Annotated in this window: 15 protein-coding genes and 1 tRNA gene; 4 read left to right on the forward strand and 12 right to left on the reverse strand. The window is 69.9% G+C overall.

The window, feature by feature from the left end:
* Positions 1–58 precede the first annotated feature (58 nt).
* The gene (locus PGB34_RS02240; protein WP_271426436.1) at positions 59–784 is read left to right on the forward strand and encodes a hypothetical protein; all 726 of its coding nucleotides are present in this window, start codon (positions 59–61) and stop codon (positions 782–784) included.
* Between the two features lie 13 nt (positions 785–797).
* Here the strand turns inward: PGB34_RS02240 and PGB34_RS02245 are convergent, their stop codons facing one another.
* Complete coding sequence (locus PGB34_RS02245; protein WP_271426437.1) at positions 798–1964, reverse strand: glycoside hydrolase 100 family protein; 1167 nt, start codon at positions 1962–1964, stop codon at positions 798–800.
* A 251-nt stretch (positions 1965–2215) separates the two neighbouring features.
* Here PGB34_RS02245 and PGB34_RS02250 point away from each other — a divergent pair, with 251 nt between their 5' ends.
* Complete coding sequence (locus PGB34_RS02250; protein ID WP_271426438.1) at positions 2216–2458, forward strand: hypothetical protein; 243 nt, start codon at positions 2216–2218, stop codon at positions 2456–2458.
* A gap of 14 nt (positions 2459–2472) precedes the next feature.
* Positions 2473–3390: a YihY/virulence factor BrkB family protein gene (locus PGB34_RS02255; protein WP_271426439.1), complete on the forward strand. Its 918-nt coding sequence runs from the start codon at positions 2473–2475 to the stop codon at positions 3388–3390.
* Between the two features lie 24 nt (positions 3391–3414).
* Here PGB34_RS02255 and trhA read toward each other — a convergent pair whose 3' ends face one another.
* The 8 genes from trhA to tilS all read right to left on the reverse strand — a co-directional run bounded on the left by trhA (position 3415) and on the right by tilS (position 21234).
* Positions 3415–4041 carry a PAQR family membrane homeostasis protein TrhA gene (gene trhA, locus PGB34_RS02260; protein ID WP_271426440.1) on the reverse strand — a complete coding sequence of 209 codons (627 nt, stop codon included), beginning with the start codon at positions 4039–4041 and terminating at the stop codon, positions 3415–3417.
* A gap of 103 nt (positions 4042–4144) precedes the next feature.
* The gene (locus tag PGB34_RS02265; RefSeq protein WP_271426441.1) at positions 4145–15793 is read right to left on the reverse strand and encodes a filamentous haemagglutinin family protein; all 11649 of its coding nucleotides are present in this window, start codon (positions 15791–15793) and stop codon (positions 4145–4147) included.
* 308 nt (positions 15794–16101) lie between these two features.
* Entirely contained in the window at positions 16102–17094 is a 993-nt protein-coding gene (locus PGB34_RS02270) for a FecR family protein (protein ID WP_271426442.1), read from the reverse strand.
* A gap of 56 nt (positions 17095–17150) precedes the next feature.
* Positions 17151–17693, reverse strand: coding sequence for an RNA polymerase sigma factor (locus PGB34_RS02275; RefSeq protein ID WP_271426443.1), 543 nt, complete (start codon positions 17691–17693; stop codon positions 17151–17153).
* A 3-nt stretch (positions 17694–17696) separates the two neighbouring features.
* Positions 17697–18266: an STN domain-containing protein gene (locus PGB34_RS02280; protein WP_271426444.1), complete on the reverse strand. Its 570-nt coding sequence runs from the start codon at positions 18264–18266 to the stop codon at positions 17697–17699.
* A gap of 483 nt (positions 18267–18749) precedes the next feature.
* A tRNA-Ser gene (locus PGB34_RS02285) sits at positions 18750–18842 on the reverse strand.
* Between the two features lie 48 nt (positions 18843–18890).
* Positions 18891–20159, reverse strand: coding sequence for an aspartate kinase (locus tag PGB34_RS02290; protein WP_271426445.1), 1269 nt, complete (start codon positions 20157–20159; stop codon positions 18891–18893).
* A gap of 61 nt (positions 20160–20220) precedes the next feature.
* Positions 20221–21234, reverse strand: a complete 1014-nt coding sequence (tilS, locus tag PGB34_RS02295; protein WP_271426446.1) for a tRNA lysidine(34) synthetase TilS — start codon at positions 21232–21234, stop codon at positions 20221–20223.
* A 161-nt stretch (positions 21235–21395) separates the two neighbouring features.
* On the opposite strand from tilS, the gene PGB34_RS02300 reads away from it, so the two are divergent.
* A complete protein-coding gene (locus PGB34_RS02300; protein WP_271426447.1) occupies positions 21396–21686 on the forward strand; it encodes a YkvA family protein in 291 nt (96 codons plus the stop codon).
* A 30-nt stretch (positions 21687–21716) separates the two neighbouring features.
* Here the strand turns inward: PGB34_RS02300 and PGB34_RS02305 are convergent, their stop codons facing one another.
* Genes PGB34_RS02305 through cysS form a run of 3 tightly spaced genes read right to left on the reverse strand, consistent with a single transcriptional unit; the run spans position 21717 to position 24772 of the window.
* Complete coding sequence (locus tag PGB34_RS02305; RefSeq protein WP_271426448.1) at positions 21717–22697, reverse strand: acetyl-CoA carboxylase carboxyltransferase subunit alpha; 981 nt, start codon at positions 22695–22697, stop codon at positions 21717–21719.
* Positions 22698–22721: 24 nt separating this feature from the next.
* Positions 22722–23372, reverse strand: coding sequence for a DNA-3-methyladenine glycosylase family protein (locus tag PGB34_RS02310; protein WP_271426449.1), 651 nt, complete (start codon positions 23370–23372; stop codon positions 22722–22724).
* A 20-nt stretch (positions 23373–23392) separates the two neighbouring features.
* Positions 23393–24772 (reverse strand): cysteine--tRNA ligase, encoded by a 1380-nt coding sequence (gene cysS, locus PGB34_RS02315; protein WP_271426450.1) that lies wholly within the window; start codon positions 24770–24772, stop codon positions 23393–23395.
* Positions 24773–24927 lie beyond the last annotated feature (155 nt).

A 24927-nucleotide genomic window follows, 5' to 3' on the forward strand; every position in this document is an offset into this window, starting at 1 on the left:
AACACGCGCGGCATAAGCAGGCAGCGGCCCGCGCGCTGCCTTCCTCAAGGAGCCTTCCATGCCTGCGTTGCTCGATGTCGATCACCCCACCGGCTGGCTCCCGCCGCACGCGATGTTCGCGGCGCCGCAGCCACAGGCCACACCGGCGCCCGCAGCCCCTCCTCGCCTGCTCTGGCTGGTGGATGCGCGCGCCGCGCCCTGGGCGCAGCTCATCGGCGAAGCCGCGCCACCGGGCCAAGGGTGCAGCGCCGTCGTGGCACTGGCGTGCGAAGGCGAACGCGGCCGCAGCCGGCGCGAACACCTGCAGACGCTGACCCGCGCCTATGACGCGCTGGCCGATGGCTCGGGCGCGCCGGTGTGGCTCATCGCTTCGGGCTACGGTGCCTACCTCGGCACCCTGCTGAGCCAGCGCCGCACCATCGAACGCATGCTGCTGTGCGCGCCCGCCGTCTACGCCGACGCGGGGTGGGACCTGCCCTGGATGGTGCTCGATGCGGCACATGCGGCCCATCCGTCGCAGGCCGAGCGCGCCGCCAACGACAACATGGCCTTCGTGGCGGCAGGCCAGTACCTGGGCCAGGTGAGCGTGCTGGTCAGCCCGCTTGCGGACGACGACCCGCCGCAGGCCGAAGACCGGCATGGGCTGCAGGTGGACTATTTCTACGCCTTCGACCGGGCCCGCGAGCGGCACCTGGAGCTGCCGCAGCGCGCGGCTGCCTCTGCCGCCGAGGCGCTGCGCCAGCAGGTGGCGCGCTGGCTCTGGGCGCGGCCCGCGCAGGCCTGAGCGGCTCGCCCCCTCAGCTGGCCGCCTGCGCCAGCGCCCGCTGCGCCAGCAGGAAGGTGGCGGCGTTCCAGCTTTGGCCGGCCATGCCCATGGGGGCCAGCGTCCAGCCGTGGAACCATTCGGTGAAGCGCCAGTCGTCCTGCGCGTTCGCGGCCGCCAGTTGGGCCAGCGCATGCTGCGCCTCCTGCAGCCGCCCGATGTGCGCCAGCGCCATCACCCAGTAACCGCCCACGAAAGGCCAGAGCCCGCCGTTGTGGTACTGGTGCGCCAGGTTCTGCTGGTGGCGGTTCATGTAGTCGCGCCACAGCGGATGCCCCTGCGACATCGGATGCAGCGTCACGCGCACGGGCCAGGGCTGGGCGGCACCGGCCTTGTCGATGGTGTTCAGGATGCGGTGCGCCATGCCCTCGTCGGCCAGGCCGAAGAGCACGGCCAGCAGGTTGCCGAAGACGTCCCCCTCGTCGCCCACGAATGAGAGGTTCACGAAGCTCAGATACAGCCCCGGGTCGCGCCGGCCGCGGCGCGCGTAATGGCGCAGCAGCCGTGCGCGGTGGTATTCGGGCAGGTCGCGCTGGAAGGGGTTGAACAGGTGGTTGAAGTGATGCCGCGTGGCCTCGGCCTCGGGCAGCGCGTGGCGCTTCTTCACCTCGTACCACAGCGCATTGGTGTAGAGCACGAAGCCCGACCGCGGCATGATGTCCGCCCAGTCGCTGGCCTCGTTCTGCTGCAGCAGGCGAAAGTGCTGGTGCTCCTGCGCGTGCAGCCACTGGACCGCCAGCGCAACCTCGCCCGCCCAGTGCGTGGCCGGCACGAGGCCCGCGCGGCGCACCTCGTCCACGGCGATCAGCCACCACAGCGTGGCGTCGATGCAGCCCAGGTACCAGAAGTCGGCGTCCTGTCCTTCGGGGTCCACGTACTTCGGGATCTGTCCGTTGGACGCCTGCTGCGCGGCCAGGGCCTGCAGGCTGTCCACCGCGCCCTGGCGCAGCGCGGCGCTGTCGCTGGCGCACATGGCCATCACGCAGATCGCCGCGTCGCGCCCGAAGATGCGCGTGTAGCGCCGGGCGGCTGCGGCCTCGGTGCGCGAGGCCGCGAGGATGCCGTGGGTGCTGAGGTTGGCTTGCAGCAGGGCAAGGCTGGCACGGTTGCAGTCGCGGATCAGGTCGGAAGGCAAGGCCATGAAAAAGCGCGAAGAAATCAGTGGGCGCCGCCGGCAGGGCAGCCACGGCGGTCGTCGATGCGGCTCTTTCTAACACGCGCGATTCGTGGCCGATTCGCCCCCGTGACGCCGCGCCGCCGGCCGCGCAGCGCGCTGGCGCTGCCGCGAAACCAAGAGCTGCAAGGCTGCGCCGCATGCGCGGCGTGTTGGCTGACATGGCGCATCGATCCCGGCTCGCGGCACAAATCGATGCGCATCGTTACAACATCGGCATGAACGCCGCCCCCCAGCCCCCGGAGCCTGGCTCCGTCGAAGCCCATCCTCTTTTCAGACGCTTCACATCGCTGGCGGGCGCGGGCGGCCAGTTGCGCGAGATCTCGCCGCGCCGCTATCTGGACGCCAACGGCACCGTGCATTGCATTTCAGCCGCCGCCATCCGCAGGGGCCTGGAGGCCGGCCTGCTGCACCGCGAACGCGTGCGCAGCTACCGGGTGGGCCTGCCGCCGGCGGCCTGAGGGTCGTTCGCAGCGTGCGGGCCCAGCTTGCCCTGGCCTGGGCCGCGCTGCGCGGCCGCGTGCGGGCGCTGCCGGGCGTGCGCGTGCTGGGCCAGGCCGTGGCCAACTACATCTTCCACCAGAGCGCCAACCAGGCCGGCAGCCTGGCTTTCTCGATCACGCTGGCGATGTTCCCGATGCTGATCCTGCTGTCGTCGGCGGCCGGCTACATCGGCGAGCCCGGGGACGCCGCTTCCCTGGCCCGGCGGCTGATGCAGTACGCGCCGCCGCTGGTGCGCCAGGCCATGCAGCCCGTGATCGACCAGGTGCTGGCGCAGCGCAACCAGGCTCTGCTGGCCATCGGCGTGATCGCCACCGTGTGGACGGCCTCCTCGGGCTTCCAGGCCGTGCGCTCGGCGCTCAATCGCGCCTACGGCATCGAGCGGGGCCTGGCTTTCTGGAAGGCGCGGATCAAGGTCACGCTGTTCACCATCGTCGTCGGCCTGGGTGCGTGGATGACTTTCAGCACCGTCATCGTGATGCCCTACGTCTGGGAGTTCCTGGCGAAGAACTTCGGCCGCACGCGCGAGGCCCTGTGGCTGCGCGACGGCATCCGCTACCTCCTGGCCTTCGGCGTGCTCAGCGTGCTCTACACGACGATGTACGGCTGGCTGCCAGACCGGCCGCAGCGGCTGCGCAGCGTGCTGCCGGGCGCGCTGGTCGGCGCGGCCTTGTGGGTGGGCGCAGCGATCTTCTTCTCGATGACCCTGGCCACGGCCGGCAAGCTCGCGCTGGTCTACGGCAGCTTCGCGGGGGTGGTCGCGATGCTGGTGTTCCTGTATGTCAGCGCCACCACGCTGATCTTCGGCGCGGAGGTCAACGCGGTGCTGTGCCCCCGCGAAGACGCGGACGAGGAGGAGAAGAAGAAGGACGCATCGCGCAAGGCGCCTTGACCCGCACCTGCCATGCGCCGGTGATCAGCCCCCGCCGGCCAGGCCGTAGACGGCGGCATAGTGGGTGCCGGTGCCCGCCAGCACGAACAGATGCCAGATCCCGTGCGCGTGGCGCAGCTGCGCGGACCGGACATAGAAGAAGGTGCCCAGCGTGTACACGCACCCGCCTGCGACCAGCAGCACGGCCACCGAGCCCGGCAGTTGCCGGCAGGCGCGCACGGCCACCGCCACGGCGAGCCAGCCGACCGCCACGTAGGGCAGCACCGAAGGTCTTTGTGGCGCCGGCCGGTGCCACAGTTCCCGCCCGATGCCCAGGCCGGCGGCCGCCCAGACGAGGACGAGCCCGCCCCATGCCCATGGATCGGAAGGCAGGCTCAGGGCGAAGGGCGTCGCCGTGCCTGCGATGAGCACGAAGATCGCCACATGATCCAGCCGCTCCCACAGCCGCTTCGCCCGCCCCCGGCTGGCATGGCAGGCGATGGAGGCTGCGTACAGGAAGAGGACCGCCAGCGCAAAGGTCAGGCTGCCGACGGCGTGCCACGGCCGTGCGGCGGGACCCAGCTGCGCGACGAGCGCCACAAGACCCGCGATGGCCAGCGCAAAGCCCGCCAGGTGGCTCAGACCGTTGAATCGCTCGCCGGCAGCAAACATGCGCTCTGTCCCTTGATGCACCGCGGCGCATTCTGGACGCGGGCGAATGACGGGGCGGTGACAGCGCCGGGGCCATGCAGGCTGGCCCGGCTGCGTCGTCGTCTCACCGGCTCTGCCGCAAGCTGGCCTTCTCGGCGTCGGTCAACAGCGACATCACCGAAGCGTCGAACTGATGGCCGTGCCCGAAGACCTGCACCGAGTGGGTCGGCTCGTAGCGCAGCGAGGTGCCCTGTCGCGCGCCGGCGCGCGGCTGCGAGGGCGGGCTCGCCTCTGCCGGTGGCAGGCTTTCGTTGCCGAAGCCCACGACCCGCACCGTGAAGACCGAGGGCAGGCTCTGCCTTGCCGCAGCCCGCTCCTGCCGCACGGATTCCTGCGCCGCCATGGCCGCCGACGCCGCCGCCGCGCTGGCCTGGGTCAGCGCCCCGATGTTCACCGCGGCCACCACGGGCAGCCCGCTCGATTCGCCCTGAACCTCGATGTTGTCGGCGTTGAGCACCTGCAGCGCGGCGATGTTGAGGTTGCTGGCAACCCGGATGCCAGCATCACCGGCATTGATGATCCCCTTCGGCGCCACCAGGTCCACGTCGCCTTCGCCCACGGTGCCGATGCCCGCGCCGCTCATGTCGCGCTTTTCCTGCACAAGGATGTTGCCGTCTTCGTCCGCGGTGACTTCCGGCGCCTGCGGGACGCGCACGGTCTTGGCGCCCCGGCCGGCGTCGATGTCGCCCGCACTCGACCACAGCACCTGGTCGCTGCCCAGGGGCTCGGCCTGCGAGACGAACGACAGGATGCGCGAACGGTTCACGATGACGTCCTGGTCCGCGAACACATTGATCTGGCCCGGCGACGCCAGGCTGACCAGGCCGTAACCCTCGGGCACGGCCGCGCCCAGCGCCGCCACCTGCAGGCCGCCGCCCGGGGTGAGCACGTTGATGTCGCCGCCCTGGTGGGTGCGCGCCGCCAGGCGGGTCGCCGCGATGCTGCCCACGCCCGTCCAGCTGCTGCGCCAGTCGTCGGGCAGGTCGGCCGCGTAGCGCGCGCCCTGGCCTGCGACCTCGGTGCCGCGGAACAGCGTGTCGATGGCCGCGAAGCCGCGCCGGTAGCCGCCGTGCAGCGGCTCGTCCTCGTTCTGGTCGCGCCCGCCCTGGCGCAATTCATACACGAAGACCTGGCGCAGGAACTGCTGGCGCACCAGGGGCGGCAGTTGCTGGTAGTGCTCCCAGGCCTGCTGCGGGCTCAGCTTGCCGTCGGCGCTACCGCTCAGGCTGGCGACCCGGTCGGCGCCCAGCATTCCTTCCATGAAGGACACCAGGCCCCGGCGCGTCAGCTTGGCCAGATCGCCGCGGCTCTCCACCCCGTCGGTCAGGTACAGCGGCGCCACCGAGCCATCGGCCAGCGTGGTCCGGAGGTAGTCGGGCATGGCCGCCACGTTGGCCGGGTCCAGGTAGGCCCGCTCGAAGGCTTCGTAACTGGCGGCCTTGTTCATGCCGGCCATCAGCGTGATGTCGGCGCCTTCGGCGGGCAGCGCGCGGATCAGGTTCGCTTCCTCGCCCAGCGGCGTTGCCGCCGCGTAGTCCCAATAGCGGTTGGCATTGGTGTACAGCGAGAGGTTGTTGCCCTGGATGTCGCGGCCGGCCATCAGCAGCAGTTCCCCCGCGCCCTGCACGGCGGCGCGGCTGCCCCGGTCGTAGTGGTAGGTCTGCTCCTGCCCGCTGTAGACCGCATAGCGATGCGACAGCAGCCTGTTGGCGACCGCCAGGATGTCGTTGCCCGCGGCCAGCAGCGTGGTGTCGGTGGGGCGCAGATGGCGCGTGCTGAGCTCGAAGTTGCGGATGTCGGTGCCGGCCTGCACATGCGCCGATTCCGAAGCGATCAGGTTCAGGTCGCTGATGGAACCCCCGGCCGCGTACAGCCGGCTGGGCGTGAAGTCATGCACCTGCATGGGCAGCACATCGGTGTTGTCGAACAGCTCCGCGCCGTGGAGGCTGTTGGTCAGGAAGGTGTTGCTCACCGAGAAGCCGGCGTAGACCGACTTCAGCGGCGCCCCGAAGGCCGACGCGCCGCCCAGCGCCGTGGTGACGCCCGTCCAGGGACGCAGGATCGAGGGCCACTGGTTGAGCGTGGCCTGGGTCATGACGATGGCGCCTGTGTCCTGCAGGCTGCGCCCGCGCTGGAAGCGCAGGTCCTGGGCGGCCAGCAGCGTCAGGTCGCTGGTGTTGGCCGGCGCCATCGCCAGCAGGCCCGCGACCTCGATGCTGCCGCTCAGCGCCGACACGCTGACCTTGGCCGGATACAGGCCCACCATGTCCGTCTGCAGCTTGCCGTCCGTCATGCCGGCCACCAGCCCGGTGGTGTTCGACGTGTCATTCCCCGTCACGTATTCCGACTGGTTGACCAGGCGCACGTTGCCGCCGGTGGACACCAGGTCGACGGCACTGCGCTCGGTCTGGCTGCTCATGAACACCGCATGGCTGGCCCCGGTGCTGGTGTCCCGGTCGGCCTGGTCGACGTAGGCACGGCGTATCTGCATCGGGTCGATCACGGTCTGCACGGCCAGATCGCCCAGCGTCTGCAGCTTGAGCGTGGCGTCCGACAGCGCCAGCACGGGTGCGATGTCGTAGGCATAGGTGGCATCGGACCAGCTGTTCACGCGGCCGGTCAGAACGTAGCCGGCGCCGCTGGCGCCTGCCTCGATCTCGCCGGCGCCGCGGCCCACGTAGTACTGGCCGGCCTTCAGGGTGCCGCCCGCGGCCACCTGCAGTTGCCCGCCGTTGCGCGCCACGATCGAGGCCGCGGCATCGCTGGCGGAACGCCCGCCCGTCACGCGCAGGGTGCTGGGCAGGGCCACCACCAGGTTCACCAGATCCTCGCCGGCCGACAGCTTCACGTTGCCGCCCCCCAGCGCGCCCAGGCCCTGCTGGAAGCTGGCGTAGTTCACCCACCAGCTCGGCTGCTGGCCCCGGGCGGACATGACCGGCGCCCAGCTGTCGCCCATGTTGTAGGCGTCGTAGTAGCCGGTGGGGCTGTCGAGTTCGCCGCCATAGCGCCCCTGGCGGAACAGCCATTCGGTCAGGATCTGGTCCGAGCGCTGGCCCTGCGCGGTGGGCGCGCGCACGCTGCCCTGCGCGGCGACGTCCACATGGCCGCCTTCGGCGCCGTACTGGGCGTCAATGCTGGCGGTGTCGAAGCCGCCGCCCAGCGTGGGGTCGGCCTCGGCCCGGCCCGCCGTGTACAGCGCCGACTCCTTGTGCGCCAGCACCAGGTCGCGCCCGGCGCGCACCGTCAGGTCACCGCTGCCGGTGCGCACCAGCTTGCCCGCGCCCGAGTCGGTGCCGGCCGTGCCCACGCGGATCGTGCCGGCATCGGCCGCGAGCGCGCCCGGCGCCTGCGTGGCCAGGGCATCGACCGAAGCCAGGTCCGCACCCGCCACCAGGCGCAGGTTCCACGAAGCCGCCTGCTGCAGCCGCGCCGCCTGGCCCGCGCCGTTGTCGCGGCCCGCGATGTCGAAACCGTCGCTCAGGTGGCCGTCGATGTCCAGGTTGCCGCCCGCACGCAGCGTCAGCGTGCCTTCGCGGTGCGCCGCGCCGAAGCTGTCGAACAGGTTCCAGTCGCGGCCCAGCCGCAGATCGCCCTCGCTGGCGATCTCGATGCCCGCTGCCAGCGTGTAGGCGGCCGCGTTGCCACCCAGCCCCGGCAGGATGCCGGTGTGGCCTGCAAAGGCATTGGCCTCGCTGATCGCCTGCGGGGCCACGGATTCCACCGTGCCGTCCGCGCTGGCGTAGCGGCGCACGCCTTCGAGCACCGCGGAGCGCGCGCCCTGCACGGTGGCGTTCAGCGCCGTGACGTTCAGGCCGTCGTTGCCGGCACTGCGCTGCGCCCGCAGCCGCAGCTTGCCGCCTTCGCCGCCGCTCAGGTCCAGCGTGCCGCCGGCCAGGTTCAGCTGGCCGTCCACCGCTTCCAGCTCGATGCGGCTGCTGCCCACGCCGTCGACGGTGTCGGTGGCATGGGCCGCCAGCACCGCGCCGGCCTGCATCGTCAGCCCGGCCCCGCCCACCAGGCGGATGCTGCCGCCATAGGTGGCGCTGGCCTCGACGCGCGCCGTGCCGTCCACCGTGATCAGGCCACGGTCGGTGATGACTTCGAAGTCGGCCACCTGCGTGGTGCCCGCGATGCTCAGGTCGCCCTGGCGCACGCGGAACTGCCGCGACTGGCTGAAGCCCGCGTCGTTGAGGGTTCGCGCCAGCGCGCCGAAGTCCTCCAGCCGGTCGATGGCCAGCGCAAAGTTGCCGCCCTTGCCACCGGAGCCGGCCTGCGCCTGCAGGGCGCCGCCGAAGTTCACCTGCCCGCCGGCCGATGCATCCACCGTCAGGCTGCCGGCGTCACCGCCGCGCGCATGGGCCGACAGGTCCAGCAGGCTGCCGGGCGCCAGGTCGATCAGGCCGCCCCGGGTCGCCAGGCTGATCTGGCCCGCGTCCACGTACTGGGCCATGTCGAAGAAGCTCTTCTCCAGGCCACCCGCATGCAGGCGGCCGGGCGCAGCCAGCGTGAGCTGACCCGTGCCGGCATCGACCGCGATGCTGCCGCCCAGGGCCAGCACCGGCAGCGCCACCGTCACGCCCTGGCCCGACAGGCTCAGGCGCGCGCCCAGGCTGGCGCGGCCCAGAGCGGCCATGGCCTGCGCATCCAGCAGCCCGTCCTGCTGCAGTACCAGCTGCCCCTGCGTGCGCAGGGCCTGGTCGGCGCCGGACACGCCTTGCAGCACCGGCGTGTGCAGGCTCAGCGACGCTGCGCCGGCATCCAGGCTGCCGCTGCCTTCGCCGGCGATGCGCTGGCTGGCCGACAGCAGCACCTGGTCGAAGCCGGACACTGTCTTGTCGCCCGCGCCCAGCACCAGCTCGCCTGCAGACAGCGCCAGCCGGCCACTGCCCATGCCCGCGCCGTTGGACGACGCGCCCGTGTTCTGCAGCGTCAGGTACGAGGCCTGCACCTGCACGGCGTCGACGCCGTGGCCCTGCAAGGCCGCGGCGTCGAACACCACCCGCTCCAGGCCCCGCATGTCCAGCGAGCGATGGAAGTCCAGGCTGCCGTAGCTGTGCAGCGTCAAGGCCTGCGTGCGCGACAGCTGCGCCAGCGCGTCGTCGTCCAGCACCAGGCCGCCGCTGCCGCCGCCGATGCCGATGCGGCTCGCGGCAATCGACAGGGCCTTGCCCGACAGTTGCGCGCCCGCGGCCATCTCCGTGTTGCTGGTGGCGTCCAGCAGCAGTGCCTCGCCGCCCTCCAGCAGTGCGCCGGTGCCGATGCGCACCTGGCCGCCGAGCGTGGTGTCCACGTTCTCGCGCAGCGCCTGCACGGCCTGGCCGCTGCTCACGCGCACCAGCGCACCCCAGTCCCTGGAAGGCGTGGTGATGTGGTCGTCGCTGGTGTCGTTGGGCGTGTTGTTGTCGCTCCACACGGCCGCCACCTGCGGCTTGAGCACCAGGTCCACCTCGCCGCCCGAAGCCTGGCCCTGCGCGCGCAGCACGCTGCCCGACTCGAGCGCCACCGCGTTCGTCGCGGCTAGGATCACTTCGGGCCCGCTCAGCGCCGTGTCGGCCGTGTTGCGCAGCACCACGTCGCTGGCGGCCACGTCCACCTGCAGGCCGCGCACGTCGCCCGTGCGCGTGCCGCCCACCAGCAGGCTGCCCGCGCCGAAGCGCGTCAGGCTGCCGGCATCGACGATCAGGTAGCCATCGTCACGCAGGTCGCTGCTGTCCTGGCCCGCGCCGACGATGGCGATCCTGGCAGCGGCAATGTCCACCAGGCTGCCGCGGCCGCCCGCATCGGGCTGCGCGCGCAGCTCGCCGTCCAGCGTCAGGGCGTTGGTGGCCTTGAACACCACGGAGCCGCCGTCGCGCGCCAGCCGCGGGGTCACGACGTCCTGCCCCGTCAGGCGGTATTGCGTCAGCTTGAACGCGTCCGATGAGAAGAAGGCGTTGCCCTGCGCTTCGTTGTATTCGCTGACCTCGCGCACCACGCTGCCGGGCAGCACGCGCCAGCTCGAGGCCGTGGCATCACGCGCGCCGCTGACGGTGTCCTGTTCCCGCCCGGCGACGACCGCCGAGCCGTCCCGCAGACTGGCCAGTTCGCCACGCGCCGCAGCCCAGGCCGGCAGGGCCTGATCCGTGCGCTGTACCGCAAAGGCGCCGGGCAGCAGCGCATAGCGTGCGGGCAGCAGCGTGTACCAGCCGGCACTCAGGCCACCGCCGGACAGCCAGACCTGGCCGCCCGCCGCACCGCCTTGTGCGGGCGCCAGCCCCTGGTGGCCCGGCAGCACGGCGTACATGCCGGGCAGCGTCAGGACGTCATGCGAGCCGCCCGAGCCAGGCACATGCTCCCAGGCGTGGAGCTCTCCGCCGCCCGCGATGTCCACCACCGCACCCGCGGCCATGGCCACATCGGGCGCCTGCAGAAAGACGCGCTTTTCCGGCAGCAACGAGAGGTAGCGGTTTTCATCCAGGAAGGTGGTGTCGCTGGCAAGGGTGCGGTTGCGGCCCTGCGGATTGGCCGGATCCAGCCAGTACTCGGCATTGCGCAAGGTGCCGTAGAGCACGTCCAGGCCCGCGCCCGACACCGAGGTCAGGCTGTTGGCGCCCAGCGTCAGGCGCTCGTCGGCGTTCAGCGCAATCTGCCCGAAGGGCGCACGCAGCACGCCGTCCTGCTCGATGACGGGCGCATTCAGCGTCAGGCTGCCGCCGGCCGACAGGGGTGCCGCGGCGCTCCCGTGGCCGCGCACGGTGATGGACTCGTCCGAATGGATGGCTGCCGTGACGGCCGTGGCCGGGTAGACCTGCGCAGCCTTGATCTCCAGCGCACCGCCCACGTCCAGCGTGGCCCGCAGCTGAGCGTCGTCGTAGTCGGTGCCGCCTTCGCTGTAGGCACCGGCCACGAAGCGCAGATCGCCGGTTTCCAGCACCGTGCGCTCGAAGCCGCGCAGCCTCACGTCGACAGCCGGCGCAGCGGCGCCCTTCTCGCCGCTGCCCGCGATGTCGATGACCTGGCTGGCCGACAGGAGCAGTTCGCCGGCATTGGGGGCCGTGGTGGCAGCGGCAGCGGCCGCGCCCGCCAGCGGGTTCAGCTGCAGATGGTTGGCGTGCAGGCGCACCACGCCGCCCAGCCCGTCGCTCTTGATGACGGGGGCGGTAATCCCCAGTCGGCCCCCGATGTTCAGGTCGACGCCGCCGTTGAGCTGCACGCCCACCTGCGAGGAACGCAGGTCCACCGCCGAGAAGCCGGTGTCCTGCAGCGCCTTCGCCGACACGTGCAGGGTGCCGTCCGAGGTGGCGATGTTGCCGATGTTGATCTTGTGGCTCAGCGCCGTTCCGGTGCCGCTCCAGAAGTACTTGTTGAGCAGCTCGACCACCCGCGGGTCGATGCTCGCGTTGTGCTCCCACGGCGCCACGTCGGCGCCCGGCCCCGCGGCTTGCGCCGCACCGGCATCGATGACCAGCCCGTTGCTGCTGGAAATCAGCGTGGGCAGCGCCGAGTTGATCGCCGTGCGCATCGCACTGTTCATCTTGACGTCGCCGGCGTGCTCGTCATGCACGTCGAGGTTGCCGCTGCTGGCGATGATCCGCGTGTACCTTTCGCCGTCGAAGGTATAGGTTCCAGCCGGATTCTTGTAATACAGGAACGAGCCGACGTCAGGCGTCACCAGGTCCCCGGAAGCATTGCCGGCCTGGCTGTTGTCGGTGATGGACAGAAAGCCGCCCGCCGCATCGGCATTGCCGCCGTGGGCGCGCAGCCGGGTGTTCATGGCGCCGCCGGCCGTGGCCGTGATCGCGACCGCGCCGCCATCGCTGCCCAGCTCCTGCTGCGCGCGCTGCACGGCGCCGAGCGCGCCCGTGCCGCGCTCCCAATAGTCCACCGTGCCCCGCGCACCGGACACGTCGATCAGCGCAGCCGCCTGCGCATCCAGCGTGCCGGCGCTCAGCGTGACCGTGCCACCCGGCAGCACCGTGCCCTCGCGCAGCTGCGTGACCGGGTCGTGGAAGATCTGCGCCACGCCGGGCAGCAGCAGTTCGGCCCCGTCGGCCAGCGTCAGGGTGTTCTTGGCGCGGATGCTCAGCGTCCCGGCCGGTGCCTCGATGCGGCCTGCCACGCGCACGGAAGCATCGCCGGCCCCGTCCGCGTTCAGCGAGATCGCGCCGCCGGCTTCCGTGCGGATGCTGGTGTTGGCCTCGATGCGGATGCCGCCGCCGTTCACGCCGGTTGCCAGCGACAGGCCGCCGGGCGCGCGCGCGGCGCGGTTCTGCTGGCTCAGTGCGTCCCGTGGCTGCGGGGTGAGCGCATGGCCCAATGCGCCGCCGCTGGGCAGCTCCCGCAGCGCCGATGCGGCCGCGGCCATGTCCCAGCCCGTGGGCTGGATGTGAACGCGGGCGCCTTCCGCGACCACGACCTCCCCGCCGAGCGACCGGATGCCGATGGTGCCGAAGCCGCGCTCGGTGTGGAGCGTTTCCGGCAGGTGCAGCGGCAGGGCTGCGCCCGTGGCCTCGGCCGCAGGGGCGGTGCCGCCCACCTGCACGTCACCGGTCGCCGTGAGGGTGAGGCTGGAGGCATCGCCGCCGGACCAGCCACGCAGGTCCAGCCCGTCCAGCGCCGCGCCATCGAAGGCCGTCAGGCTGATGGACCCGCCATCGCCCGCCTGCACCTGACCTGCCCGGCGGCCCGAGGTGACACCCGGCAGCCAGCCGCCGCCGGAGACGTCCAGCGTCGCGCCGGCCGCCACGTCCACCTTGCCGTAAGCCGTGCCCAGGCCTTCCTTCAACGGGATCCCCAGTGCGATGGAGCCGCCGTGGATCGCGCGGCCGGGCGTGGCGCCGCCGCCCGCGTCGTTGACCCACTGGCCCGCGACGCTCAGCAGGCTGTTGGGCCCCAGGCGCAGCACGCTTTCGGCCGTGCCACCGGCACTCAGCGAAATGGCGCCACCGGGGGCGATGAGCCTGCCCTGGATGTCGAAGTTCCCCGGGATGCCCTGGCCCTCATAGACCGCCGCCGTGAAGCTGGCTCCCGGCTGAAGCGTCAGCACCGCGTTTTCTTCCAGCACGAAGCCGGTGTTGAGGTTCAGCTCGATGGCGCCCAGGCCCGAATGGCTCAGCCCCGCGGCAGACAGCCAGGTGGTGCGCCCCACGCCCGCGCCAGCGCCGGGGGTCTGCCCTTCCGGATCGGTCAGGAAGGCGTCCTGGCCCAGCGGGCTGTCGATGGTGAATTCCGCAGGCAGCAGCGTGGGCCTATCGCTGATGATGACCTGGCCCAGCGTCCACATGCCCTCCTGCGCCCTGTTGGAGCCCACCGTCAGGCGGCCGGCCCGCGCCAGGTCGGCCTGTTCCTGGACGCGGTCGCCGGGCTGCACCGAGCCCTTGAACTCGCCTTCCAGGATGAAGGCGCTGCCGGCACGGATGTCGATCGAACCGGCGTTGCGGCCTTCCTCGTAGCCCGGCTCCCAGCGCCGCCCCGACATCAGCGGATTGACGTAGGTCTCGGTGACGCCCCAGCGCGCATGCGTCTGCAGGTACTGGCCCGCGATGCCGGTGTAGCTCATGTCCGCCGGCGCGGAAGACATGAGGTAGCTGCGCCCGTCCGCACCCTGCAGCAGGGTTTCGGTGTTCCAGCCGTCGCTGTAGCGCACCGAGCCGCCGGATACATCGAGGATGGAGCCCGGCCGCGTGATCACCGAGCCGTTGGACTGGATGGTGATGTCGCCGCCACGCGCCGCCAGCTCGGTCAGGCCGATCAGGCCATTGCCCACCCAGCCCGTCACGTCCGCCAGCGGCGTGCCGACCCAGACGCCCTTCACGGCCTTGCCGGACTCGTCGCTCACCCATTCGACGCCTGCCATCAGCCCCTGGAAGGTGCCCGACCTGCGACGGTCCACGATGACCTTCCTGCCGTACAGCCAGGTGTTGGCCTGCAGGTAGGAGTCGCGCAGCTCGTTGATGCGCAGCTCGGCCTCGACGAAGTTGCTGGCCATGTCCACCGGCATCTGCATCAGGCCCGCGGTGCTGATGGTGGCCTGCTCGCCAATGAGGACGCGGCTGCCGTCGCCCACCTGGCTGTTCCGGACCAGGGCGGCAGGGTTGGCCTGGGCCTGGATGTCGATGTTGCCCGCAGCGGCCGTGACCTGGGCGCGTGGCTGCACGTCGATCGCTTTGCCGTAGAGCTCGATGCGCCCGGGCTGGTAGCGGTTGGCCAGCGCGCCGCTTTCGATGCGCGTGCTGTCCTGCCACTCGTTGACGACCTGCGTGATGCTGTCCGGCCCCAGAGTCAGCGTGCCGCCCGACCAGGCCGTCAGGTGCGAGGCATCGGCCGCCAGGTTGATGTCGATGTTGGCCATGCCCTGGCCCCAGGCGCGCAGGCGGATGGAGCCGGCCTGGTTGTTCAGGGCGGTGCTGGCCTGCAGGATGCCGTGCTGCTTGATCTCGCGCGACACCATGGAGATGTCGCCACGGTCGGCCTGGATGATGCCGGTGTTGAGCACGCTGTAGCCGACCTGCGCCGCGCGCTGGTCCATCAGCGGCAGGATGTCGGACACGATCCGCCCGAACAGATAGGGCTGGTAGGCGGGGCCCGTCATCGGACTGATCAGGAACTTGGCCGGAAAGGCCCAGGGCCGCACCGAAGAGGTGGCGGCGTCGAAGCCGCGCACGGTGGGGCTGATCTCCTTGGCTTCCAGCCATACGTTCTCGCCCGCGCCCAGCAGCGTCTGGCCGCCGGGCGTGCGGATGCTGCCCGCATTGCTGACCTTGGGTGCGAACATCAGCACGTGGCCGCCCTGGCCCGTGATCTGTGCGCCGGCCAGCACCTTCACATCGCCTGGCGCCTTGCCGGGGTCGAAGGCCGGCCCCATGTCGTCGAACAGCACGTTCGAATCGGCCGGCAGCTTCTCGGGGTTCTCGCCGAAGGTGGGCACCCCAACGCCGACTTCCAGGCCGCTCCAGTAGCCGGGGTCGCCCGACTTCGATCCCAGGCGCGTGTTGAGACCGGCCTTGAACTGCTCGTCGCTGAGCTTGAGGCTGGAGGCGACCAGATTGCGCACGTTGACCTGGCTGCTGCCGTTGAACAGGATGCCGTTGCGGTTGATGAGGTAGACGCTGCCCTCGGCCTCGATCCGGCCGGCGATCTCGCTGGGCCGGCCGCTGGGATCGTTGATGCGGTTGAGCGCGACCCATTCGTTGGCCCCCGTCTTGGGGTGGGTGCCGCCGCGCTGGTCGAACTTCACCGCCGTGTTCCTGCCAACGTTGAAGGTCTCCCAGTTCAGGATGGCCTTGTCGGCGGTCTGTTCGATGGTGACCGTGGTCTTGCCGTTCGCCGCCGCCTGGACGGGGTCCTTGGCATTGAGCCAGCCGGCCGTGAGCGACTGGGTGTCGACCTTCAGGCCGCCTTCGGCGAGGCCGTCCGGCGCAGACTCGCCGCTGGCCAGCGCCGCAGCACGCGCAGCGGCCTGTGCGCCTTGCTGCGCGGCGATTGCGCGCGCGGCCAGGTTCAGGTTCTGGATGGAGGTCTGCCGCTGCTGGTCCGCTGCGGACAAGGCCTGCGTGGGATTGGCCGCGTTGAACGCCGAGGCGCCGTTGGGCAGCTTGCCCGTCGCAACCGCGCTCGCCTGGGTCGCGCCCTTAGCGGCGAACCATGCCGGGCTGAACGCCCGCTGCGCATGCGCGCTGCCGAGCACCCCGCCCGCGGCCAGCGCCAACGCGATGGCCCGCGCGAGCGGCGCCATCCTGAAAGCCTGCTGCTGCGCCGCGCGTGCCGAGCGATTGTTTGCGTTGTGCCCACGTGAGGTCATTTCTCGTTCCCGCCAAAGTAAGGACTGCCCGGCGATGGCAATCGACTGCCAACGCCACAAGGGCCACTCCTTTCCTGACGGAACCCAAAGGCTGAATTCCGGAAGAATTTTTCGGGACGGTTTGCTGCCCCGCGCCACGCGCGCCGGCCGCGCGCCTGAAAGTCCTTGCGAATCAAGGGCTGGCACGCAACGCACCGCGGCCAAGTCACGAAAGCATCACAGTGCCGCGAACGACGGCCAGCTCAGCTCAGGACCAGCACACCGGCAGGAAGCGACCGGGCGTTCAGGCCGAAGGAACGCTGCATCTGCAGCAAGGCCAGATCGAGACGGTCGAGCCTGAAGGTCGCGGTGACGGTTTTCCCGCGCAGCGCATCCACCATCAACACCACACGCCCGGGGCGGTAGCGGTTGATCTCGTCCAGCACCACCGACAGGGGGGTCTGCCTGAACACGAGTTCACCGCGCCGCCAGGCCGAGGCCACCTCGGGGTCGACGGCGGCGATGCCGCTGATCGAGTGATCGCGGTAGACCGCCTGCTGGCGTGCCAGCAGCAGGCGCTCGCCGGCAGGATGCGCGATGTGCACCCTTCCTGCCAGGCAGGTCACGCACACCCGCCCGTCCAGGCGGCTGATCTCGAAGCGGGCCGATTCGGCCGTGCAGCGGCCTGCGCCGGCCACGACGCTGAAGTTGCCTGCGCCGGCCGGCATCTCGATTGCCGCTTCGCCATTGAGCAGGTCCAGGCCCACGGTCTGGCCGTTCGAGCTCAACCGGCGGACGCTGGTGCGGGTGTTCAAGGTCAGGCCGATCTGATCGGACAGCGCGACCACGCGCTGCTCGCCGGCGCCCGTGCGCCAGTCGGCATTCCATTCATCGGCCGCGGGCCAGAGCCCCAGGGGCGAATAGACCGCCACCCCCGCAACGCCGGCCGCGGCCGCTGCGCCGGCCAGGCCGACGAATGCCCGGCGGCCCGCTTCGGGCCGGTGCAGGGTCTGGCGGTGCAGCTTCGCAACGTCGGCGTCGGCCTGCATCAGCCTGTTCAGCGCCGGCTGAAGCATTCGCCACTGCTGCCGGGCCTCGACGAACGCCGCCTGATGCAGAGGGCTTGCGTCACGCCAGCGCCGGAAAGCCTGCGCCTCCCATTGGGTGGCGGCGCCCGAATGCAGCTTGCGCACCCAGCTGCGCGCGTCTTCGCGCAGCGTCTCCGGGAGCTTCGGTGAGGGAGGGCTCGTGGTCATGAGGGTCTCAGGGGGCCCGTACCTTGTAGACGGCTGCCGACGCCACGATCCCCAAACTATTTCTTGGTGCCGTCATGAGAATCTGTCAGATCGCGTTCCCACCGGGAGAACAGATGGGCCTGCGCGGCTCTGAGCTCGTACTCGACGGTCCGCACGGGAATGCCAAGCCGCTCGGCCACGTCCCGCTGGGACCAGCCCTCGACCCGCACCAGCAGCAGGATCTGGCGGCGGCGCGGTGGCAGGCGCAGCAGCAGGCCATCCAGCGCCTCCAGCTGCGAGCGGGCTTCTGCGACCTCGGCAGGCCCGGGTGCCGGATCCGGCAATTCGTTCATCAGCGCATCGATGTCGTCGGACTGCAGGACCTGGCTCTGCGCGCGCCGCACATCGATGGCGAGATTGACCGCCATGCGCAGCAGGTACGCCTGGGGCTTTGCAACGGGGCCCGCAATGGCCTCGCTGCGCTCCAGCTTCAGCCAGGTCTCGTGAAGGGCGTCTTCCGCCAGCTCGACATTTCCCAGACGCAGGGCCAGCCGCTGCTTGAGCTGGTCGTAGCTCTGCACCAGGAAGCTGCGCAGCAGCGGGATGACGTTCTCCGTCATGGCTCAATGCACCGCGGCACAGCGCGGGCCCGGCAGAACGTCGTGCGGCAGGATGGCAAGCGTGAGCGGCAGGGCCAGGTCCGCCGGTGGCGGGCGATCCATCTGCAGATCGGCCAATGCCGCGAGCATGGCTGCATCGCGCTGCGCATCACCCGAAGACGAGACGAGGCTGGCCTGGCTGATGCGGCCCGACGCGGCCACTCGCAACTGCAGGATGGAGCGGTAGTGGCCGGGGGCGGTGCGACGGTCGGCGCACAACGCCTCCCAGACCCGCGCCTGGACCAGCGCGTCATAGCTGCGTCGCGCCGCGGCCGCCGATGCCACCCTGGGCGCCGCCGCGACGCGCTTCAGGATGAACGCACCCGACAGCTGGGTGTCCACGTCATCCGCGGTGAAGCCTGTGCCGGCCAGCAGGGCCTGCAGGGCTGCGTGCGGGGTCAGGCGCCCTCGCACCGGCGCGGAAGTGCGCCCGGTCACCCAGTCGTCGATGAACATGACTGATCGCCCCGACGCCGCACCGAATTGCGCGAGGGCCGCCGCCAACGGCTGCGCCGGCAGATCGAAGTCCAGCATTTGTGATCGGGACGAAGCGCTGGAGATGTGATCGGCGGACTGCACGTGGGGACCTGCGGCAACTGCCTTCGTTGTCGATGGCCAGGCGATACAGACGCAAACTGCCGCGCAAGTCAGGCCAGAGGCGAAGGCTCGCACGGGCTGTCTTCCATGCCCCGGCCCGCGCCCCGCACAACAACTCCCCCGCAACCCCTAAGCGCGGAAGTCAACAAGGAGGAGCAAGAGGATCGCATCGGCAAGCGTGTGACAAATTTCAAGCTTTGCGAGCATCACGGTTGCAAATGACGGTCTCATGACGGCAGCTTCGCTGCCGGTGTGCCGATGCCATGGTGTCGACCGACTCAGCGCGATCTCCCGATCTCCAACAGGAAGCTGCAGCGAGGCTTGTGCAAAGGCGGCTGGGGCGACTGCGCCGGCGCGCCCAATGAAAAAGCCCCGTCGCAGAGTCTGCGCGGGGCTTATTGAGATCGGCTGAAAGATCTCTGGCGGAAACGGAGGGATTCGAACCCTCGATGAGGCTCTACACCCCATACTCCCTTAGCAGGGGAGCACCTTCGGCCACTCGGTCACGTTTCCTGAACTGGAAAACCAGCATTATGCCAGCGAAATGGGCCGTTTTCTGGATCAGGCGACGGCTTGATCGAGATCAAAAGCCTTGTGCAGCGCGCGCACCGCCAGTTCCATGTACTTCTCGTCGATCACGACCGAAGTCTTGATCTCGCTGGTGGAGATCATCTGGATGTTGATGCCCTCTTCGCTGAGCACGCGGAACATCTTGGAAGCCACGCCCACGTGGCTGCGCATGCCGATGCCCACGATGCTGACCTTGCAGATCTTGGTGTCGCCGGAAATGTCGGTCGCGCCCAAGCTGGGCAGCACCTTGTCCTTGAGCAGGTCCACCGTGCGCGCGTATTCGTTGCGGTTAACGGTGAAGCTGAAGTCGGTCTTGCCGTCCTTGGACAGGTTCTGGATGATCACATCGACTTCGATGTTGGCGTCGGCCACCGCGCCCAGGATGTGATACGCGATGCCCGGCTTGTCGGGCACGCCCAGCACCGAGATCTTGGCTTCGTCGCGGCTGAATGCGATGCCGGAGACAACGGCTTGTTCCATGGTTTCGTCTTCCTCGAAAGTGATCAGAGTGCCGGATTGGGCTTCTTCATTGATGTCGATGTCCCAGGGCGTGAAGCTGGACAGCACGCGCAGCGGCACCCGGTACTTGCCGGCGAATTCCACCGAGCGGATCTGCAGCACCTTGGAGCCCAGGCTGGCCATCTCCAGCATTTCCTCGAAGCTGATGCGTGCCATGCGGCGGGCATCGGGCTCCACGCGCGGATCGGTGGTGTACACGCCGTCCACGTCGGTGTAGATCAGGCACTCGTCGGCCTTGAGTGCGGCGGCAATGGCCACTGCCGAGGTGTCGCTGCCACCGCGGCCCAGCGTGGTGATGTTGCCTTCCTCGTCGATGCCCTGGAAGCCCGTGATGACCACCACGCGGCCGGCATCCAGGTCGGCGGCCACGCGCTTGTCGTCGATGCTTTCGATGCGCGCCTTGGTGTAGTTGCTGTCGGTGCGCACGCCCACCTGCCAGCCCGTGTAGCTCACGGCTTCCACGCCCTGGGTCTGCAGCGCAATGGCCAGCAGGGCCGAGGAGGCCTGTTCGCCGGTGGAGGCCAGCATGTCCAGTTCGCGGCGGTAGTCATCGCCGGGTTTGGCGGGCGCCAGTTCCTTGGCCAGGCCCAGCAGGCGGTTGGTCTCGCCGCTCATGGCGCTGGGAACCACCACCATCCGGTGGCCTGCGCGGGCCCACTTGGCGACGCGCTTGGCGACATTGGCGATGCGCTCGGTCGAGCCCATCGACGTGCCGCCATACTTGTGAACAATCAATGCCATGGATGCAAGCTGAAGAGTGGGAAGCGGCCGCGCCTGCCAGACATGCAGGATGCGCAGCGCATCAGGCCTCGGGACCGCTGTCGCCCGCAAGGGGCGGGGCCGGCGGCGAGGGCTGGCAATTGTACCAACGCAGCACGTCGGCATCGCGGCGCACCTGGCCCGAGCCCACGCGCAGTTCGATCCGGTGGCCACGCGTGCGGCAGGCCGCGATCTGCACCAGCAGTGCCTGCAGCTGGGCGCTGCTGGGATAGGCCGCGCGCGCCGGTCCGTCCTGCCCTGCCAGCCAGCGGCGCAGCACATGGGCCTGGCGCGCCTGTGAAAGCGCCTGCAGCGCGGCGATGCGCGGCGGTTGCCCCACGCGCGCCAGGTCTTCGTCGGCCACTTCGTCGAGCACCGCCTGGGCCTGCGCCGCATGCGCGGCGCTGCGCGCAAAGGTCTGCCTGAAAGCCGGCAGCGCCGCCGCCAGCGCCGGCAGCACCTGCGTGCGGATGCGGTTGCGTGTGTACTGCGCATCGGCATTGCTCGGGTCTTCCACCCACGCCTGGCCACGCGCGCGCAGCCAGCTTCGAATCTCGTCTGCACCCACGGCCAGCAGGGGGCGCCACCACGGCACACCATGGCGCTGCATCTGCGCAGGCATGGCCGACAGGCCCCGCAGGCCGGCGCCGCGCGACAGCGCCAGCAGCAGGGTTTCGGCCTGGTCGTCGGCATGGTGGCCCAGCGCGACGGCCGCCACGCCTTCGTCGAGCGCCAGCGCGGCCAGCGCCGCATAGCGGGCCTGTCGCGCCGCCTCTTCGGGGCTCTGGCCGGGGCCGTGGCGCGCGTTCACGCGCGTGATGCGCAGGGGCACCTGCAGCCGCGCGCACAGCGCGATGCAATGGCGCTCGAAATCGTCGGCCGCCGCCTGCAGCCCATGGTTCACATGCAGCGCCTTCACCTGCCCCGGCCAGCGCGCGGCGCAGGCCCGCAGCAGGGCCGTGGAATCCGCACCGCCGCTCAGCGCCACGGCCAGCGGCAGCGGTGGCTCAAAGCGCGCGATGGCGGCGTCGAAATCGCAGGACTTGTCGCAGGGCATTTGGGTCGATTGTGCAGAAGACCGCACAATGGCTGGCACCAGGAGCGACTGCACCACAGCGGTGTGCGCTCGCTGCCGGCTCTTGTGATCGCCGACCCCGGCCCGCATGTGCTGGGGCACGCGGCCCGCCGGGCCCCGGCAATTGCCAAAGGACGCTCACCATGTGGAAGCTCGGTCGTGTGTGGTTCGCACTGCGCAAGGAACTGGCCCTGGCCTGGGCGCTGTTGCGCGATTCGCGCTCTCCGTGGAGCGCGCGCCTGGCCGTGCTGGCCGCGGCGGTGTATCTGCTGAGCCCCGTCGATTTTGTGAGTGACCTGCTGCCCGTGCTGGGCTGGATCGACGACGGCGTGGTGGCGGTGCTGTTGCTCAAGCTGGCCACGCGCCTGCTGCCGCCCGAGCTGGCCACGGCGCTGCGCGCCAAGGTGGGTCAGCGCCAGCCGGCGGCCCGCTGAGGGCGCCGCCCGCCGGCCCTGCCCGGCGTTTCAGCGCTGGTGCTCGGCCTTGGTGTCGGCGAAGCGGCCGTAGCCCTGCAGACGCTCGTAGCGGCGGTCCAGCAGCTCGCGCGGCTTGAGATCGCCCACCTGTCGCATCGCGTCGTTGAGCGCTCGCTTGAGGAAGGCCGCCATCTGGCCGTGGTCGCGGTGCGCACCACCCACGGGCTCATTGACGATCTTGTCGATCAGGCCCAACGCCTTCAGGCGGTGCGCCGTGATGCCCAGCGCATCGGCCGCGTCCTGCGCCTTCTCGCTGGTCTTCCACAGAATGGAGGCGCAGCCTTCGGGGCTGATCACCGAGTACACCGAGTACTGCAGCATCAGTACCTGGTCGGCCACCGAAATGGCCAGCGCGCCCCCGGAGCCGCCCTCGCCGATGATGGTGGTGATGATGGGCACTTCCAGCTGCGCCATCTCGTAGATGTTGCGGCCGATGGCTTCGGACTGGCTGCGCTCCTCGGCATCGATGCCGGGGTAGGCGCCCGGCGTGTCGACGAAGGTGAAGACGGGCAGCTTGAACTTCTCGGCCGTCTTCATCAGTCGCAGCGCCTTGCGGTAGCCCTCGGGCTTGCTCATGCCGAAGTTGCGCGCGGCGCGTTCCTTTGTGTCGCGGCCCTTCTGGTGGCCCAGCACCATGCAGGGGGTGCCGTTGAAGCGGGCCAGGCCGCCCACGATGGACAGGTCGTCTGCGAAATGCCGGTCGCCGTGCAGCTCCACGAAGTCCGTGAAGATTTCGTTGACGTAGTCCAGCGTGTAGGGCCGCTCGGCATGACGCGCGATCTTGGTGATCTGCCAGGGCGAGAGATCGCTGTAGATCTCCTTGGTCAGCTGCAGGCTCTTCTTGCCGAGCTGGTCGATCTCTTCGGAGATGTCGACTGCGGATTCACTCTGCACGTAGCGCAGTTCTTCGATCTTGCCTTCGAGCTCGGCGATGGGCTGCTCGAAATCGAGGAAGGTTCGTTTAGGCAACGTCGCTTCTCCTTGTTGTTGAAATCAATAGGCCACCGGCAGCGGGTCGAGCGACCGCCAAATATACCAAGTGGCCACGCTGCAATAGGGCGCCCAGGCCACAGCCACCTCGCGGGCATCGCTGCGGCTGACCGGGTCGCCCGAGAAATAGCTTTCGCTGATGCCCTTGATCAGCCCGACGTCGTCCAGCGGCAGCACGTTGGGCCGCATCAGGTGGAAGATCAGGAACATCTCGGCCGTCCACCGACCGATGCCGCGGATGGCGACCAGCTCGTCGATGATCAGCTCATCGCTCATGTCGTGCCAGGCATCCACATGCACCACACCGGAGTCGAAGTGCAAGGCCAGGTCGACGAGGTATTCCACCTTGCGGGCCGACAGGCCGGCCGCGCGCATGTCGTCGACCTTGAGCTTGAGCACATTGGCCGGCGTGAGCTTGCGCTGCAGCTTCTCGAAGCGCTCCCACACGGATTGGGCGGCCTTCACCGAAATCTGCTGGCCCACGATGCTGCGCGCCAGCGTGGTGAAAGCGTCGCCGCGCGACTCCAGCCGCGCATCACCGAACTGCGGGATCAGCCGGCGCATCACCCGGTCCTTCTTGACCAGGTGCTTGCAGGCCTCCTCCCAGTAGTCGGGCGTGACGATGCTGATTTCGGGCTTGCGGGCTGGGGGCATGGCAGGCAGCGCGGCGAGGATCACTGGGCCGAGGCCCAGGTGGTGCCCTCTGGACCGTCCTTGAGCACGATGCCCTGTGCCAGGAGTTCGGCACGGATGCCGTCGGCCTCGGCAAAGTTCTTCGCGGCCTTGGCCGCGGCGCGCTGGGCAATGCGCGAGCGGATGGCGGCTTCGTCCAGCTTGGTGCCGGCGCGCAGGAAAGCCTGCGGCTCGCCCTGCAGCAGGCCCAGCGTGCCGGCCAGTGCCTTCAGAAGGCCCGCCGCCTGCGCCGATCGCGTGCGATTGACTTCGCTGGCCAGCTCGAAGAGCACGGCCACGGCTTCGGGCGTGCCGAAGTCCTCGTCCATCGCTGCCTTGAAGCGCGCGGCATGCGGCTCCTGCCAGTCGATGCCGATGCCTGCGGCCGGCGGCACGGCATCGAGCGCCGTGTACAGGCGCTTGAGGCCCGCGCGCGCGTCGTCCAGATGGCGGTCGCTCCAACCCAGCTCGCTGCGGTAGTGGCCGCGCACGAGAAAGAAGCGCACCGTCTCGGGGTCGTAGTGGGCCAGCACGTCGGGCACCGAAAAGAAGTTGCCCAGCGACTTCGACATCTTGGTGCCGTCGATATTGAGGAAGCCGTTGTGCATCCACACCTTGGCCAGCGGTGCACCGTGCGCGCCTTCGCTCTGAGCGATCTCGTTCTCGTGGTGCGGGAAGATCAGGTCGATGCCGCCACCATGGATGTCGATGGTCTGGCCCAGCAGCGCGCAGGCCATGGCCGAGCATTCGATGTGCCAGCCCGGCCGCCCGCGGCCCCAGGGGCTGTCCCACTTCGCGTCCTCGGGCTCCTCGGGCTTGGCCGCCTTCCACAGCACGAAGTCCAGCGGATCCTGTTTGGCGGTGGAGACCGCCACGCGCTCGCCGGCCTGCAGGTCGTCCAGCGACTTGCCCGACAGCTTGCCGTAGCCCGGCATCTTGCGCACGGCGAAGTTCACGTCGCCTTCTTCGGTGGCGTAGGCCAGGCCCTTGCGCTGCAGCGCACCCACGATGTCGAGCATCTGGGGCAGGTAGTCGGTGGCGCGCGGATCGTGCGTGGGCCGCATCACGCCCAGCGCGTCGTAGTCGGCATACATGAGCGCCGTCATGCGCTCGGCCAGCGCGCGCACGGTCTCGCCGTTCTCCACCGCGCGGCGGATCATCTTGTCGTCGATGTCGGTGATGTTGCGCACGAAGGTCACGCGCAGGCCACTGGCTTCGAGCCACCGGCGCGCCACATCGAAGCTCACGGCCGAGCGCGCATTGCCGATATGGGGCCTGTCATAGACCGTCACGCCACACACATACATGCGCACATGGCCCGCTTCGAGCGGCAAGAAATCTTCCATGGCACGCGTGAGCGTGTTGTAGATGCGCAAGGTCATGAGGAATCGAAGTGGCTGAGCAGCGAGCCGTGGCGCCCGCGGCGTCCTGCGTGGCAGGCTGATCGGGGCCTACGCACGGAACAGTCCGGGGGACGCATTGTGCAGCGAACACGTCGCGCTGCAACCCACCAGCCGTTCGCAAAGGTTGCAGCAGC

It is taken from the genome of Xenophilus arseniciresistens, assembly GCF_028023875.1.
GTDB lineage: Bacteria > Pseudomonadota > Gammaproteobacteria > Burkholderiales > Burkholderiaceae_C > Xenophilus > Xenophilus arseniciresistens.